Here is a 14,311-nt window from a genome sequence, read left to right on the forward strand (position 1 = left end):
ATCAGGCGTGCCGCGTCGGCCGCCAGCGGCGGAGCAACGCCAGCGCCGACGCGTGCAGGCGGGTGCGGCGCAGTAGCGACGTGTCCTCGTAGAGGGTGTCGCGGATCAGCGCGTGCGTGAACCGGACCCGCGACGGCCCCGGCTCGTCGAGCAGCCCGGCCAGCATTGCGGGTTCCAGCGCGTCGAGCAGATCATCGGCGTCGCGGCCGCTGAGTTCTGCCAGCACGTCGACGTCGATCTCGCGTCCGAGCACGGCTGCCTGCCGCAGTGCCGTCACCGTCGGACCCGGCAGCCGGGCCAACCTGCGCCGCAGGACATCTCGCACGCCGACGGGCACCGTACCGATCGCGTGCCAACCCTCAGCCGTGATCAACCGGGCCGCCTGACGCCACGCAGCACATCCAGGGCAGCCGCCTGGTTTCCCGTCCGGTGCAGCGCGGTCGCAAGCAGACACGCGGCGCTCTCCCGGCCGGGATGCTGGTCGACGTGGCGCTGCATCGTCGCGATCACTTGGCTGTCGTGTCCGAGCGCGAGGCGGGCTTGCGCAATGGCCTCGAGGGCGCCGAGATGCAGTTCCTCGAGCCGCGCGACCTCCGCACTGGCCCACAGCGCGTCGCGCACGTCGAGGAACGGGTCACCACCCCACAACATGACGGCGTCCTCGAGGAGAGCGAGACGGCGCTGAGCTTGTTGTTCCTGCTGAGCCTCGGCCAGCCTGGCTTCGAAGTGCCACGCGTCGACGTGCTCGACGGGCAGCTTCAAGCAGTATCCCGGTGCCGCGCTCACGATCACGGTCGCGGGCGTGCGGCGGCGCCTGTCGGGTTCCAGTGCCTTGCGCAGGTGGGACACGTAAACCTGGAGCGCGGCAAGCGCTTTCGGCGGTGGCTCACCGGACCACAGGTCGTCGGCGAGCCGGTCAACCGACACCACCTGGCCTCTCGCCAAGACCAACCGAGCCAGCAGCGCGCGTTGGCGTCGTCCACCGAGGTCGACTTGCTGGTCTGCGATCCGCGCCCGCATCGGGCCGAGCACGGCGAGGCGCACGGGCGCGGACATCGACTGGCCGCGTTACTTTTTCGGCTCAAGCACCTCGGTGCCGACGAACGGCACCAGCGCTTCGGGAACGCGCACGCTGCCGTCGGGCTGCTGATGGTTCTCCAGGATCGCCACCAGCCAGCGGGTGGTGGCCAACGTGCCGTTGAGCGTCGCGGCGATCTGCGGCTTGCCGTTCTCGTCGCGGTAACGCACCGCCAGCCGGCGGGCCTGAAAGGTCGTGCAGTTCGAGGTGGAGGTCAACTCGCGATAGGTCTGCTGCGTGGGAAGCCACGCCTCACAGTCGTACTTGCGGGCCGCCGACATCCCCAGATCCCCGGCGGCGATGTCGATCACGCGGTAGGGCACGTCGATCTTGGCCAGCATTTCGCGCTGCCAGCCGAGCAGCCGGTCGTGTTCGGCCTCGGCCTGATCAGGGGTGCAGTAGACGAAACCCTCGACCTTGTCGAACTGATGCACGCGGATGATGCCGCGGGTGTCCTTGCCGTGACTGCCCGCTTCCCGGCGGAAGCACGACGACCAGCCGGCGTAGCGCAGCGGGCCGCCGGACAGGTCGAGGATCTCGTCGGCGTGGTAGCCGGCCAACGGGACCTCGGAAGTGCCGACCAGGTAAAGGTCGTCGGAGTCGATGCGGTACACCTCTTCGCTGTGAGCGCCGAGGAACCCGGTGCCCGCCATCACCTCGGGTCGGACGAGCACCGGCGGGATCATCAGCGTGAAGCCGTTGTCGGTGGCCAGCCGCGCCGCGAGCTGCATGAGACCGAGTTGCAGTAGCGCACCCGCGCCGGTCAGGAAGTAGAACCGCGCCCCGGACACCTTGGCGCCGCGCTCCAGATCGATCAGCCCCAGCGACTCACCGAGTTCGACGTGGTCCTTGGGATCGTCGATGGCGCGCGGTTCGCCGACCGTTTCCAGCACGACGAAGTCGTCTTCACCGCCGGCGGGCACACCGTCGATGACCACGTTGGCGATCGCCATATGCGCTGCGGTGAACGCCTTTTCAGCCTCGGCCTGCGCGGCTTCGGCGGCCTTGACCTTCTCCGCGAGGCTCTTGGCCTCTTCGAGCAGCGCGGGCCGCTCCTCCGGTGAGGCCTTACCCACCTTCTTGCTGGCGGCTTTCTGCTCGGCACGCAGGTTGTCCGCCGCTGTGACCGCGGCCCGGCGTGCGGCGTCGGACTCGAGAAGCGCGTCGACGAGCCCCGGATCCTCGCCACGGGCGCGCTGCGAGGCGCGGACGACATCCGGGTTTTCGCGCAGCAGCTTGAGGTCGATCACGGGCGTCACACTACTTTCGGCCGGCGGCATCGGGCATCTCGAGGTCGTCTCGAGGTCGAGCCAGGGCGCCCGGTGTGCCGATTTCTGCCGCGGGGCTGTGCTGCGGCGACGGCAACGACCCTGGTGTAGAAGTCGCGGCGCGCCCGGCGCAGCCACAACCACATAACTTTACAAACGCATCACTTGTCGCAGTCCCCGACACGCCTGTCACAATGGAGCAGATGTTGGACGAACCCGAACGCGACGAGCGGCCGCAGCGGGTGGCGTGGTGGCACAGCCTGCATGCCACGCCGACGCGCCGCGGTCTCCTGCTGACCGCGCTGGGTGCGCTGCTCGTCGCGGGTCTGATCATCGCGGTACCGCAGCGTGAGGGCACCGCAGGCCTGACCGCCAGCACGATCTCGCTGGGCCCCCGCGGCAACGAGACCTTCGAGCACGCCAAGGCCGGCGACTGCCTGAACTGGCCGGATCGCACGCCGGACGCCGCCGAGATCGTCGACTGCAAGGACGAACACCGCTTCGAGGTGGCGCAGTCGGTGGACATGCGCACCTACCCGGGCCGCGAGTACGGCCCCGACGCCGAGCCGCCGTCGCCGACGCGGATCCAGCAGATCAGCCAGGAGCAGTGCTCGACGTCGGTGCGGCGCTACCTCGGCGCCAACTACGACCCGAACAGCCGGTTCACGGTGAGCATGCTGTGGTCCGGCGACCGGGCGTGGCGTAACCAGGGCGAACGCCGGATGCTGTGCGGTCTGCAGCTGCCCGGTCCCAACAATCAGCAGCTGCCGTTCAAGGGCAAGGTCGCCGAGATCGACCAGTCCAAGGTCTGGCCTGCGGGCACCTGCCTGGGGATCGATCCGTCGACCAACCAGCCGACCGACGTTCCCGTCGACTGCGCGGCCCCGCACGCCATGGAGGTGACGGGGGCGGTCAACCTGGCCGAGAAGTTCCCCGACGCGCTTCCGCCCGAGCCCGAGCAGGACGCCTTCATCAAAGACGCCTGCACCCGGATGACCGACGAGTACCTGGCGCCCATCGAGCTGCGCAGCACCACGCTGACGTTGATCTACAGCACGATCTCGCTGCCGAGTTGGTCGGCGGGCAGCAAGCAGGTGTCCTGCAGCATCGGGGCCACGCTCGGCAACGGGGGATGGTCGACACTGCTCAACAGCGCCAAGGGACCGCTGCTGATCAACGGCCAGCCACCGATCCCGCCGCCCGACATCCCCCAGGAGCGGCTCAACTTCCCGCCGATCCCGATGCCCGAGACCAGCTCGTCGGCGGTGACCAGCGACCAGTCCTATAGCGGCAGCGGAAGCAGCAGTAGCAGCGGAAGCAGCAGCGGCACCACGCACGGCGGCGGCAGCAGCGCCACCACCGACTCGACCCAGCACGGCAGGCAGGCCGGCACCGAGGGGACTTCGGAGGAGGCCACCGAGCCGGAGCAACCGGGCAACACCTTCCTCAACGGACCCCCGCCGCCGCCCGATGCCCCGCCGCCACCGCCTGGTGTTCCGCCCCCACCGCCGCCGCCAGGCGTGCTGCCACCGCCGCCGGCACCGGCGCCTCCGCCGCCGCCCGCCCCGGCACCTGTGCCACCCGCACCTGCACCTGTGCCGCCGCCACCGGGGCAGTAACCACGTGGCCGTGCCGATGAGCCCGCAACGGTTCGACGAGTTGGTCTCGGAGGCGCTCGATCTCATCCCGCCGAAGCTCGCGGAGGCGATCGACAACGTCGTCGTGCTCGTCGAGGACCGCAACGACGAGGAGCCCCATCTCCTCGGCCTCTACCAGGGCATCGCGCTGACCGAGCGCGACTCCTGGTACGCCGGCTCGCTACCGGACACCATCACCATCTACCGCGGGTCGCTGCTGGACAGTTGCGACACCGAGGAACAGGTGGTCGAGGAGGTGGCGATCACGGTGATCCACGAGATCGCGCACCACTTCGGCATCGACGACGAGCGCCTGCACGAACTGGGTTGGAGCTGAGCGGGCGCGGCATCCCCGAATTGTCGCCGCGCAGTGCTATGAACGGGCCATGAGCAGTGACTGCCGCGACTGCCGCGCCGGTCTCGAACACTGCCACGGCACCGTCATCCACCACGCGGCCGATCGTGCCGAATGCACCGAACCGGACTGCGCGGCGCCGGAGGTGGTGCACACGTTTCGGATCGACTGCGAGGCAGTCGGCTGCGCCTGCGCCGTGGTGGTGGTGTCAGCCCATCGGGTCGGCTGACTGCAGCGCGTCCTCGACCGGCCGCACGTCGGGCTCCGGATAGAACGGCGGAATCCGTGCGCCCCACTGCACGCAGCTCCAGCGGCCGTCGGTGATCGGCGCCAACACGATCGCTTCCGCGTTGCCGAGGTGGTGGTCCAGCGCGAAGCTGCTGTCCACGCCGGCCAGCACCGCCGACACCAGCCGGATCGCCGCGCCGTGGCTGACGACGACGATGTCGTGGTGCCAGGAGTCGTCGTCGAGATGGCGCAGCCGCAGTTCCGTGATCGTCGGCAGGTAGCGGTCCAGCACGTCGCGGCCCGATTCGCCGTTGGGCATCGCCACGTTCAGGTTGCCTTGATGCCACTGCTGGTAGACGGTCTCGAACTCGGTGATGGCCTCGTCGTCGTTGCGGTTCTCGAGGTCACCGACCTGGACTTCGTGGATGCCCTCGAACTCGTAGGCCTCCAGCCGGAGCTCGCCGGCGATCTCGTGGGCGGTCTGTGTCGCCCGCACGGCCTCGGAATGCGCCAGCAGCGCGGGCCGCTGGGCCGAAACCGAGCGCCTGGCGAACGTGCGCGCCTGGTTGCGCCCCAAATCGGTCAGCTCGGCGCCTGGCGGGCGGGTGTCGAGTCGCCGTTCGACGTTGGCATGTGACTGCCCGTGCCGGACCAACACCAACCGCCCACTCACTGCTTGCCCTCCCGAAGTCGCGTCAGCCAGCGCGATGCCTCGTCCAGTTGCGGCGGCACCGCGCCGACGGCCGATCCCGTCGGCCAGGAGCCCAGATAACGCACATCAGCACAACGTCTGTGCAACGCCTTTAGTGCCTCGGCGACCGCCGCGTCGTCGATGTGCCCGACGCAATCGAGGAAGAACACATAATTGCCCAACTCCGTTCGGGTGGGCCGTGATTCGATGCGGGTGAGGTCGATGTCGCGCACGGCGAACTCGGTCAGCGCCGCCACCAGCGCGCCGGGCACGTTGTCGAGACGAAGCACCACTGAGGTGCGGTCGGCCCCGGTGCGTTCCGGCGGCGCCGCGGGCGATCCCACCAGGACGAACCGGGTGCGGGCGCTGACCTCGTCGACGACGTCGGCGGCCAACGCCGCCAACCCGCAGCGTTCAGCGGCCAGCGCCGTGCTCACCCCGGCGTCGGCGCGGCCCTCGGCGACTTCGTGCGCGGCCGCGGCGTTCGAGTAGGCGGGCACCAGCTTGGCATCGGGCAGGTTGGCCGCCAGCCACTGGCGCACCTGCGCCGCGGCGACCGGAAACGCGGCGACGGTGGCCACGTCCGCGGCCGTCGTGCCGTGCCGGACGACGATCGTGAACGCCACGTCCAGGCTGAGTTCGGCGAAGATCTGCAGCGGGGTGCCGGCGGCGAGGCTGTCGAGGGTCGGCAGCACCGCGCCCTCGATCGAGTTCTCGATCGGCACGCACGCGAACTCGGCGTCGCCGGAGCGGACCGCGGCCAGCGCGGCCGCCGCGCTTTCGTACGCCACCGGGGTCACGTCGGCGGACGTCGCCTGGCCGGGGACCATGCCGCTGGCCGCCATCTTGCGCAGCGCCACCTCGGTGAAGGTTCCCTCGGGTCCGAGATAAGCGATGCGTGGCACGGGTCAACCCTATCGGTTCACGTCGGTAATCCCGTTCCGCTGCACGTAGGCCTTGCGCAACACCAACGGCCTAGTTAAGTTAGGCTCACCTAATCTTAGGAGGGCCATGGGGACCACCGCCATTGCACCGACGACGGCCGAGCGGATCCGCAGCGCATGCGCCAAGGCAAGGGGCGTGATGCTCGCGGTCGAAGGCATCGACCCCGCCGAAAGTCCCGTCCATCACCTGCTTCCCGACGGCTCGTTCGCGGTCACCGTCCCGCGCGGCGGTCCGCTGGCCGGCAAGGTGAGCACCTCGGAGCCCACCGGGGTGCCCGCCATGCTGGAGATGACGGACTACGCGCCGCTGCCGCTGCGTGAGCCGGTGCGCTCACTGGTGTGGATCCGCGGTCGCCTACACCACGTTCCCGAAGCGGCGGTGGCACCGCTGCTCGACGTGATCGCATCGGAGGATCCCAGCCCGGCGCTGCTTCAGGTGAACGCCGGCCCGCCCCGCGACGACGACGACCTCCGCTACGCCCTGCTGCGGCTGGAGGTCGACTCCGTGGTGGCCGCGGACTCGACCGGCGCCGAATCGATCGGCGTGAGCGAACTGCTGGCGGCCCAGCCGGATCCGTTCTGCGCCATGGAGTCCTGCTGGCTTCAGCACCTGGAGTCCGCGCACCGCGACGTGGTGGACCGGCTGGCCAGCCGGCTGCCGATGTCGATGCGGCGCGGGCGCGTGCGCCCCCTGGGACTGGACCGGTACGGCGTGCGGCTGCGCGTGGAGAACGACGAGGGCGACCACGACGTGCGGCTTCCGTTCGCCAAGCCGGTCGACGACGTCACCGGGCTGAGCCAGGCGATCAGGGTGCTGATGGGCTGCCCGTTCCTCAACGGGTTGCGCGCGCGCCGGGCCTGACGTCGAAACCACCGCCGGTACCGTATCTGCGGTGACCGGCGGCGCAGACGAACTCAGCGCACCGCAGCGACGGGCGCTGCGCATCGAGGTCGGCGTCGTACTGGCCGTCACGTTCGTTCTCTCGGCCTACGCCGCGGTGCTGCGCCTCATCGAATCGGTACTGCTCGGCCTGGCCGGTCAGGTCGTCGCGCTCAACCCGAGGCGCTCGCAGTTCGACCTGATCGACTTCGGCCTCAACCTGGCCGGCGTGTTCCAGCTGCTGGCGTGGGGCGCGCTGGGCGTATATCTACTGTGGCGCAGCGGTTTGGGTCCCGAGCGAATCGGCCTCGGCCTGCCGCGGTGGCGGCCGGATGTGCTCGGCGGCATCGGTCTTGCGGCACTGATCGGCGTTCCGGGCCTGGCGCTCTATCAGATCGCCCGCACCCTCGGTCTCAACGCTTCGGTGGAGCCGGCCGAGCTATACGACACGTGGTGGCGGATCCCGGTGTTGCTGCTGATGTCCTTCGCCAACGGCTGGGCCGAGGAAGTGATCGTGGTCGGCTTCCTGCTCACCCGGTTGCGGCAACTACGGGTCAGCCCGGTGGTCGCCGTACTCGCCTCGAGCGCCTTGCGCGGGCTGTATCACCTCTACCAGGGCTTCGGCGCCGGGCTCGGCAACCTCGCGATGGGTCTGGTGTTCGGTTACGTGTATCTGCGCACCGGACGGCTGTGGCCGCTGATCATCGCGCACGCGCTGATCGACGCCGTGGCGTTCGTCGGGTACGCGGTCGCCGCGGACCACCTGAGCTGGCTGCAATGAAAACCTGCGGTCACCACGTAGATTTCTTTGTGTGAACGAGCCGCGACCGCCCGGGGGCAAAGACCCCCGGGTCCGTCGAGAGCCGTCACAGGTGATCCGCCGAGATCCCGCCTACCGGCCGCCGCCACCACCCCCGCCACCGGGACCACCCCACCCGCCGCCCCGCAGGCCACCCCATCCGCCGACGCCGCAGCGCAGGCCCCCACCGCCTCCCCCGCGCCAGGCGCCTCCCCCGCGCCGCCCACCGCCCCGCAGACCACCACCGCCGCGCACGCCGCCACCGCCGCGTAAAGCGCCGCCCGTCGTGCGTCAGCCGCCACCCGCCCCGCCGAAAGCGAAAAAGCCACGCCGCCAACGACATTGGGGCCGCATATTGATGGCGTGCCTGCTGGTGGCGGTCGTCGCGGTGGTGGCCACCGGGGTATGGCTGGATCGCTCACTGCAGCGCATCCCGGCGCTGTCCGACTACCCCGGCCGGCCCGCCGCCGGGGCGGGCACCACCTGGCTGCTCGTCGGATCTGACAGCCGCCAGAACCTGACGCCCGAGCAGCAGGCCGACCTGGCCACCGGCGGGGACCTCGGCGACGGGCGCACCGACACCATCCTGCTCCTGCACGTCCCCGCGCTCTGGTCGAGCACCGAGACCACGTTGGTGTCCATTCCCCGGGACTCCTACGTCGAAGTGCCCGGCTACGGCAGCGACAAGATCAACGCGGCGTTCACTTTCGGCGGGGCGCCACTGCTGGTCCAGACCGTGGAACAGGCCACCGGGTTGCGCCTCGATCATTACGCCGAGATCGGGTTCGACGGCTTCGCCGTGATGGTCGACGCCGTCGGTGGCGTGACGATGTGCCTCGACGAGCCGGTGGACGACCCGTTGGCGGGCGTCAACCTGCCGGCGGGATGCCAAAAGCTCGACGGCCGCAGCGCGCTCGGATACGTCCGCACCCGCGCGACGCCTCGCGCCGATCTGGACCGGATGTTGCGCCAGCGTGCCTTCATGGCCGCCCTGCTGCACCGTGCGGCCAGCCCCGTCGTGCTGCTCAACCCACTGCGCTGGCAACCGATGGCCGAGGCGCTGAGCAAGGCCGTCGCCGTCGATCAGGGCGCGCACATCTGGGACCTTGCGCGGCTGGCGTGGGCGATGCGCGGAGACGTCTCCACCCTGACCGTGCCGATCGGCGAGTTCACCGGCAGTGCGTCGGGCTCGGTGGTGGTGTGGGACAGCGACGCCGCCGACCAACTCTTCGACGCACTCCGCTCCGATTCCCCGGTGCCCCAAGCTGTCCTCGACGCGCAGCCATGAGCCCGCTGCGGCTAACGACCGGCGCCGGTCAGCCCGTCCTGCAGCCAGGTCTTGGTACGACCCGGATGGTTGGTGGCCACCCACCCCACCCCGAGGTCGCGGCAGTAACCGACGTCCTCGAAATGGTCGACGGTCCAGCAGTACATCGCCCTACCCTGTGCGGCAGCGCGATCGACGAGCTCGGGATGCTGACGCAGCGTCATGATCGACGGCCCGACGGCGGTGGCCCCGACCGTGGTCGCGGCGCTGCCGCCCAGAAAGCGCGAGGTGTCGCCGAGCAGCACCGTCGGAAGCATCGGCGCCGCTCGCCGGATCCGCCACACCGCGGCCGCCGAGAACGACATCACCACCGCCCTGGCCAGATCCGCGGATGCGGGTGATGCGATGCCGAAACGGTGCAACAACGCCAGCACCTTGCTCTCGACGAGCGCGCCGTAGCGGACCGGGTGTTTGGTCTCGATGAAGAGCTTGACCGGACGGTTCCAGTCCAGCACCAGCGTCACCAGCTCCTCGAGGGTCAACAAACCGGTCTGAGCGTGGCCGGTGTTCCGGCGCCCGCTGGGATGCCATGAGCCGTAGTCGAGTTCCCGTAACTGCGCCAACGTCATCTCGCTGACGACCCCGGTGCCGTTCGACGTGCGGTCGACCTTGCGGTCGTGCAGGCACACCAGGTGACCGTCGCGGGTGAGCCGCACGTCGCACTCGACTCCGTCGGCGCCCTCTTCCAGCGCAAGCTGGTAGGCCGCCAGGGTGTGCTCGGGCCGGTCGGCCGAGGCGCCGCGGTGGGCGACGACAAACGGGTGGCCGCCGGGCTCTGGTGCGGAACCCGCCGACGCGGCTCCCCCTTCGGCCGAGGTCATACGGATACGGTAGCCGGGTCCTGCTCCGAGGCCTCCACCGCCGCAACGGCTTCGGGCTCCGACACCATCACCCAGCGTTTGGTCGGGCGCTCCACCGGTTGTCGTTCGAAGCCTTCGAAGACCTTGAACGCCAACAAGAATGCCGCCAAGGCCAACAGGTATGCGACGGTGGTCGTCACGGTGTTGTCGGCGATGCCCTGGGCGTCCTGGGCGAAGCTGGTCACGATCGACCAGATCGATACGACGTAGCTGGCCAGCCACACCAGCCACCACGCCACCACAGGCCGGCGCAGCCAGGTCAACCGCTCCTCGACACCCGCGAGTTCGAGCACGAACACCGGCGCCCACGCCAGGTTGACCAGCGGCACCAGGCAACCCGCGCGCAGCGCCCAACCCGGACGGGGATCGACGTGCCCGCGGTGGGCGAACGCGGCAGCCCGCCGGGCGACCAGCCAGTTGGCCAGGACCACGATGCTGGCGAAGACCAGGAACATCGCGATCACGCTGATGCCGACCCCCAACCACGTCGCCGACCCGGCGATCCACGGGTTGAGCAGCATGCTGCGGTTGATGATCAACAGCGCATAGCGCACCAGGTGGATGAACGCGGCAGCGCCCAGCGTGATCATGGTCGCGAGGAGGAGGGTACGCACCTTCTCCGGCGCGGGACCGGTGCGCGGCGCCGACGGCTGCTGATCGACGGCGTCGAAATGCTCGGTCAACCCCCACCGTGGGATGGCCGTGTAGCGCGGGGTGGGGCCGAGCGGTCTGGGCCCGCGCCGCGGGGGCGGCGGGGCGCCAGGACGCACGGCGATCCATCGATAGCCCGGCGGCAACCGCGGCGGTGTCGCCCGCGCCGACGAGCGCGCCGGGGCGGCCACGGCCGACGCGCTCCACTCGCTGCCCGGTCCGGACCCGGTCGGCGCGAGAAGGGCACCGTTGCAGCGCGGGCACCATTCCCGGCGCCGGTCGCGCACGTTCCACCGCGTTCCGCACTGGGAACACACCTGGATCATCCGACCAGCCTAGCGACGCCGAGACGCGGGCCCGCAGGTACAGCCCGGCTCGGCGACGTCAGCAATTTGGGGCTATCCACAATTTCCACAGGTTCATCCACAGGCCATGATCAGCTGGAACCGCTGTGAGCCGCTCAATCTGTGCGGTCACTGAAGATCACTGTGGATAACCTGGACGCCTTCACGCAAGCAGTCCACGGGTCCGAGCGAAATCGATAGCCGACCTAACGCTGATCTGGGCGGAGGATGCCCCGCCCGGCATGCCGGCGACTGATTTTCGCGTCGCCGAATCCAGCGGCTATGATCGGCGTCACAACGGCGCGCCTGTGACAGGGCTCACTGAGCAGAACTAGCGAACGTGCAGGTCAGGAGTACTTGATGGGGTCATATCCGATGGGTCCGGGATCCGCGGTACCGCCGTCTGAATGGCAGTCCTCCTCGAACGTCTACAACCGCGCGCAGTTGGTGGCATGCGTGCGCGCCGGCGTGATCGCCCTGGTGCTGCTGGGCATCCTCGCCCTCATCGTGCTGTTCTGAACGCAAACCTGACACGAAAGAGCCGCCGGACGTTCGATCTGTTCCGGCGGCTCTGGTGTGGATGGAGTGGACGCGATCAGGCGGGCGGGTAGACACCCATCTGCTTGCCCTTGTCGGTCTGCCAGAAGATGTCGGCGATCTCGTCGATCGTCTTGATCAACTTCTCGGCCACGGCGACATCGAGCGATTTCTTCACGTCGCCGGCGCCGTGCACGCCGTCCCAGAACAGCTGATGCAGGTTCGGGAACTGCTCGAAGTGCTCCTTGGCGAAGAAGTCGGCCCACAGCACCATCAGGTGATGCTTGACCTCCTCGGCCTGGCGCTCCTTGATGATGATGCAGCGGGTGCGGAAGTGCTCATCGTCTGAGTCGTGGTACTTCTGAATCGTCTTCAGACACGAGAGCGCCTCGATCTTGGCCTGCGCGGGGTCGTAGACGCCGCAGTACAGATCGCAGTGGGCATGGGCAGGGGTTGCGTTGGCGAACAGTCGATGCAGCATGGCTCCTAACTTACCCTTCGGGAGTGGGCCGCAACCATCCACTCTGTAGTTGGCCGCTACGACGATTCGCTGTCGTCGAGGATTCGATGCTGCCCACGCTGTCGCCCGGCGACGGGCTGCTCGGACTGCGCTGCCCGAGGCCGCGCACCGGGCAGCTGCGGGTGTTCCGCGACCCAACGCTGTCCTCCCGATGGCTCGTCAAACGGGTCGGCGAGGTGCGCGGATCCGGTCGCAGCGCGACTTTCGAGGCCCGGTCCGACAACCCCGGCATGCCGGGGGCGATGGACTCGCGCGAGTTCGGCTGGGTGCCCGCGGCCGATTCCTACCGCGTGGTGTGGACGGTCCGGCGGCGCAAAGTCGGCGGTTAGCACTCGTGTCGTCTTGTGTGCCAAGCGTTTGCACCGCATCCTGAGCCAATAACGAAGGCGCGGAGGCAAGATGGAAAGAAGCTCCGGTCGGGCGATCGGAATCGCCCCGTTTCACTCACGAGGCACGCTCAAGGGCTTCGTCATCTCGGGTCGTTGGCCGGACTCCACCAAAGAATGGGCCCAGCTTCTGACGTTGGCGGTACGGGTCGCGTCGCTGCCCGGCTTGTTGGCCACCACAACGGTTTTCGGGGCTCGTGAAGAGCTACCCGAGGAACCCGAGCCCTACACCGTCGGCCTCGTCGTCGCCGAAGGCACGGTGGTCGGCGACTCAGCGGTCGCGCCAGGGCATTTCGCACAGCAACAGCCCCCGGCGCTGCTGCTGCTGCATCCGCCGTCGGAGACCACGCCGTCACTGCCGGAGTGCACGGGCGCCGCGTCAGGGTGCGTCCTGCTACCCGGGCTTCCGCATCTCGGCCTGGAACATCGCGCCGCGTGGGTCGAAGCCGAGGCGGACGGCACGGTCACGTCGATGGTGAGCCGCGTCGGTGTCGACCCGATCAGCCATCCCGACACCGCCATTCTGGCGATGCTGCTTGCGGCGTAAGCCTTTTCGAAGTTCGAAGCTTCAAGTCGCCAGCCTGAACGCTTGTTTCGGGTACCCGAAATCATCGCGCCGGGTGGCGCCCCGCGCACAACGCGGCTAGGGTCGGTCACGTCAGCGAAGGGGAGTAGCCCCCAATCGACGGGTCGACACACTGGCGCAAGCCCGGCCCGCGAACCGCGACTCGACCGAGTGGCGGTGGGCGAGACCTTCGACCGGAGCTGACGGGCCACTGAGCACTCGGCCTGTCGGCGACGCGTCGGAAGGTCGATCTCATGCTCACCGCGATAGTCATCAGCCTCGCCGTGGTGTTCGTCGCCGAACTGGGCGACAAGTCGCAGCTGATCGCCATGACCTACGCGCTGCGCCATCGGTGGTGGGTGGTGCTCTCGGGCATCGGTCTGGCGGCGATGCTCGTGCACGGCCTCTCGGTGACCATCGGCCATTTCCTCGGGTTGACGCTGCCCGACCGTCCGATCGCGTTCGCCGCGGCCATCGCCTTCCTGCTGTTCGCCGTGTGGACGTGGCGTTCCGGGCGCACCGGCGACGACGGTGACGACGGTGACGTGCGCGTCGCCGAGACGCGGTTCGTCGTTCCCGCGATCGTCTCGTCCTTCGTCCTCGCGGAACTGGGCGACAAGACCATGCTCGCCACGGTGGCCCTGGCGAGCGATCACCACTGGATCGGGGTGTGGATCGGTGCGACGGTCGGCATGGTGGGCGCCGACGGCGTGGCGATCGCGGCCGGCGCGTTACTGCACAGACGATTGCCGGTGCGGCTCCTGCACAACCTCGCAAGTGTGCTGTTTTTGTCGTTCGGCGTGTGGATCCTGTTCGACGCGGCCCTCGGGATGAGGTGGGTCGCGGTGACGGCGACCGGATCCCTGGCCGCCGTCGCCGCCCTCGCCCTGGCCGTCGGAGTGGTGCGAAACCGGGCGGCGCCGACCGCGTCGGGTACGCCGATAGCGAAACTTTAATAAGCTTGCCTTACTAGCAAACGTTCTCGGCTTGCGGCATGGGCGTGATGGGCGTTGCCAGTGAGGTTTAGCGCCACTACTGAGGTTCCGAAGCCGAACACGCTGGCAAATTGAATACGACGCGAGCGTTATTATTTGCCAGAACGCCCCACAGGCCGGCGCGGTAGGCATACCCTACAAGGGTCGCCACCGCCCGTGGCGGCTATCGACAACGACAAGGTGGGTCAACTTTTAAGCGGTTTGCACTTGGTTGTCAGCACAACACTGGCTACGATGATCAGCAAA

18 protein-coding genes are annotated in these 14,311 nt (G+C 68.8%); 10 read left to right on the plus strand and 8 right to left on the minus strand.

The window, feature by feature from the left end; translation table 11 throughout:
• Position 1: 1 nt before the first annotated feature.
• The 3 genes from MELE44368_RS26975 to serS are packed head-to-tail and all read right to left on the minus strand — an operon-like array spanning position 2 to position 2,328.
• Positions 2 to 373: a hypothetical protein gene (locus MELE44368_RS26975; protein WP_241566467.1), complete on the minus strand. Its 372-nt coding sequence runs from the start codon at positions 371 to 373 to the stop codon at positions 2 to 4.
• The gene (locus tag MELE44368_RS03935; protein ID WP_241566468.1) at positions 370 to 1,056 is read right to left on the minus strand and encodes an AfsR/SARP family transcriptional regulator; all 687 of its coding nucleotides are present in this window, start codon (positions 1,054 to 1,056) and stop codon (positions 370 to 372) included. Before MELE44368_RS03935 ends, MELE44368_RS26975 begins: the two co-directional genes overlap by 4 nt.
• 12 nt (positions 1,057 to 1,068) lie before the next feature.
• Positions 1,069 to 2,328, minus strand: a complete 1,260-nt coding sequence (gene serS / locus MELE44368_RS03940; protein WP_128107290.1) for a serine--tRNA ligase — start codon at positions 2,326 to 2,328, stop codon at positions 1,069 to 1,071.
• Positions 2,329 to 2,540: 212 nt separating this feature from the next.
• Between serS and MELE44368_RS03945 the strand changes: the two genes are divergently transcribed.
• Genes MELE44368_RS03945 through MELE44368_RS03955 form a run of 3 tightly spaced genes read left to right on the plus strand, consistent with a single transcriptional unit; the run spans position 2,541 to position 4,567 of the window.
• On the plus strand, positions 2,541 to 3,965 hold the full coding sequence (locus MELE44368_RS03945; protein WP_128107291.1) for a septum formation family protein: 1,425 nt from the start codon (positions 2,541 to 2,543) through the stop codon (positions 3,963 to 3,965).
• 4 nt (positions 3,966 to 3,969) lie between these two features.
• A complete protein-coding gene (locus MELE44368_RS03950) occupies positions 3,970 to 4,320 on the plus strand; it encodes a metallopeptidase family protein (RefSeq protein ID WP_164890021.1) in 351 nt (116 codons plus the stop codon).
• Between the two features lie 49 nt (positions 4,321 to 4,369).
• Positions 4,370 to 4,567 (plus strand): hypothetical protein, encoded by a 198-nt coding sequence (locus tag MELE44368_RS03955; RefSeq protein WP_128107292.1) that lies wholly within the window; start codon positions 4,370 to 4,372, stop codon positions 4,565 to 4,567.
• Here MELE44368_RS03955 and MELE44368_RS03960 read toward each other — a convergent pair.
• Both MELE44368_RS03960 and pheA read right to left on the minus strand, forming a co-directional pair.
• Positions 4,547 to 5,239, minus strand: a complete 693-nt coding sequence (locus tag MELE44368_RS03960; RefSeq protein ID WP_128107293.1) for a histidine phosphatase family protein — start codon at positions 5,237 to 5,239, stop codon at positions 4,547 to 4,549. The genes MELE44368_RS03955 and MELE44368_RS03960 overlap by 21 nt on opposite strands.
• On the minus strand, positions 5,236 to 6,162 hold the full coding sequence (gene pheA, locus MELE44368_RS03965) for a prephenate dehydratase (RefSeq protein WP_128107294.1): 927 nt from the start codon (positions 6,160 to 6,162) through the stop codon (positions 5,236 to 5,238). Before pheA ends, MELE44368_RS03960 begins: the two co-directional genes overlap by 4 nt.
• A 106-nt stretch (positions 6,163 to 6,268) precedes the next feature.
• On the opposite strand from pheA, the gene MELE44368_RS03970 reads away from it, so the two are divergent.
• The 3 genes from MELE44368_RS03970 to MELE44368_RS03980 all read left to right on the plus strand — a co-directional run bounded on the left by MELE44368_RS03970 (position 6,269) and on the right by MELE44368_RS03980 (position 9,168).
• Positions 6,269 to 7,063 carry a DUF2470 domain-containing protein gene (locus MELE44368_RS03970; protein ID WP_128107295.1) on the plus strand — a complete coding sequence of 265 codons (795 nt, stop codon included), beginning with the start codon at positions 6,269 to 6,271 and terminating at the stop codon, positions 7,061 to 7,063.
• Positions 7,064 to 7,094: 31 nt separating this feature from the next.
• Positions 7,095 to 7,862 carry a CPBP family intramembrane glutamic endopeptidase gene (locus tag MELE44368_RS03975; RefSeq protein WP_128107296.1) on the plus strand — a complete coding sequence of 256 codons (768 nt, stop codon included), beginning with the start codon at positions 7,095 to 7,097 and terminating at the stop codon, positions 7,860 to 7,862.
• 91 nt (positions 7,863 to 7,953) lie between these two features.
• Entirely contained in the window at positions 7,954 to 9,168 is a 1,215-nt protein-coding gene (locus MELE44368_RS03980; RefSeq protein ID WP_128107337.1) for an LCP family protein, read from the plus strand.
• Between the two features lie 11 nt (positions 9,169 to 9,179).
• On the opposite strand, the gene MELE44368_RS03985 is transcribed toward MELE44368_RS03980, so the two are convergent.
• A complete protein-coding gene (locus tag MELE44368_RS03985; RefSeq protein ID WP_128107297.1) occupies positions 9,180 to 10,028 on the minus strand; it encodes a glycerophosphodiester phosphodiesterase in 849 nt (282 codons plus the stop codon).
• Complete coding sequence (locus MELE44368_RS03990; protein WP_128107298.1) at positions 10,025 to 11,044, minus strand: DUF4328 domain-containing protein; 1,020 nt, start codon at positions 11,042 to 11,044, stop codon at positions 10,025 to 10,027. Before MELE44368_RS03990 ends, MELE44368_RS03985 begins: the two co-directional genes overlap by 4 nt.
• A gap of 378 nt (positions 11,045 to 11,422) precedes the next feature.
• Here MELE44368_RS03990 and MELE44368_RS26540 point away from each other — a divergent pair, with 378 nt between their 5' ends.
• Complete coding sequence (locus MELE44368_RS26540) at positions 11,423 to 11,581, plus strand: hypothetical protein (protein ID WP_164890022.1); 159 nt, start codon at positions 11,423 to 11,425, stop codon at positions 11,579 to 11,581.
• Positions 11,582 to 11,657: 76 nt separating this feature from the next.
• Here the strand turns inward: MELE44368_RS26540 and sodN are convergent, their stop codons facing one another.
• Positions 11,658 to 12,080: a superoxide dismutase, Ni gene (sodN, locus tag MELE44368_RS03995; protein ID WP_046754420.1), complete on the minus strand. Its 423-nt coding sequence runs from the start codon at positions 12,078 to 12,080 to the stop codon at positions 11,658 to 11,660.
• Between the two features lie 86 nt (positions 12,081 to 12,166).
• On the opposite strand from sodN, the gene MELE44368_RS04000 reads away from it, so the two are divergent.
• The 3 genes from MELE44368_RS04000 to MELE44368_RS04010 all read left to right on the plus strand — a co-directional run bounded on the left by MELE44368_RS04000 (position 12,167) and on the right by MELE44368_RS04010 (position 14,026).
• Positions 12,167 to 12,448, plus strand: coding sequence for a S24/S26 family peptidase (locus MELE44368_RS04000; protein WP_128107299.1), 282 nt, complete (start codon positions 12,167 to 12,169; stop codon positions 12,446 to 12,448).
• 70 nt (positions 12,449 to 12,518) lie between these two features.
• Positions 12,519 to 13,052: a peptidase gene (locus MELE44368_RS04005; RefSeq protein ID WP_128107300.1), complete on the plus strand. Its 534-nt coding sequence runs from the start codon at positions 12,519 to 12,521 to the stop codon at positions 13,050 to 13,052.
• 272 nt (positions 13,053 to 13,324) lie between these two features.
• Positions 13,325 to 14,026 carry a TMEM165/GDT1 family protein gene (locus tag MELE44368_RS04010; RefSeq protein ID WP_128107301.1) on the plus strand — a complete coding sequence of 234 codons (702 nt, stop codon included), beginning with the start codon at positions 13,325 to 13,327 and terminating at the stop codon, positions 14,024 to 14,026.
• The last annotated feature ends 285 nt before the right edge of the window (positions 14,027 to 14,311 follow it).

Origin of the sequence: Mycolicibacterium elephantis DSM 44368, assembly GCF_004014805.1 — a bacterium.
GTDB lineage: Bacteria > Actinomycetota > Actinomycetes > Mycobacteriales > Mycobacteriaceae > Mycobacterium > Mycobacterium elephantis.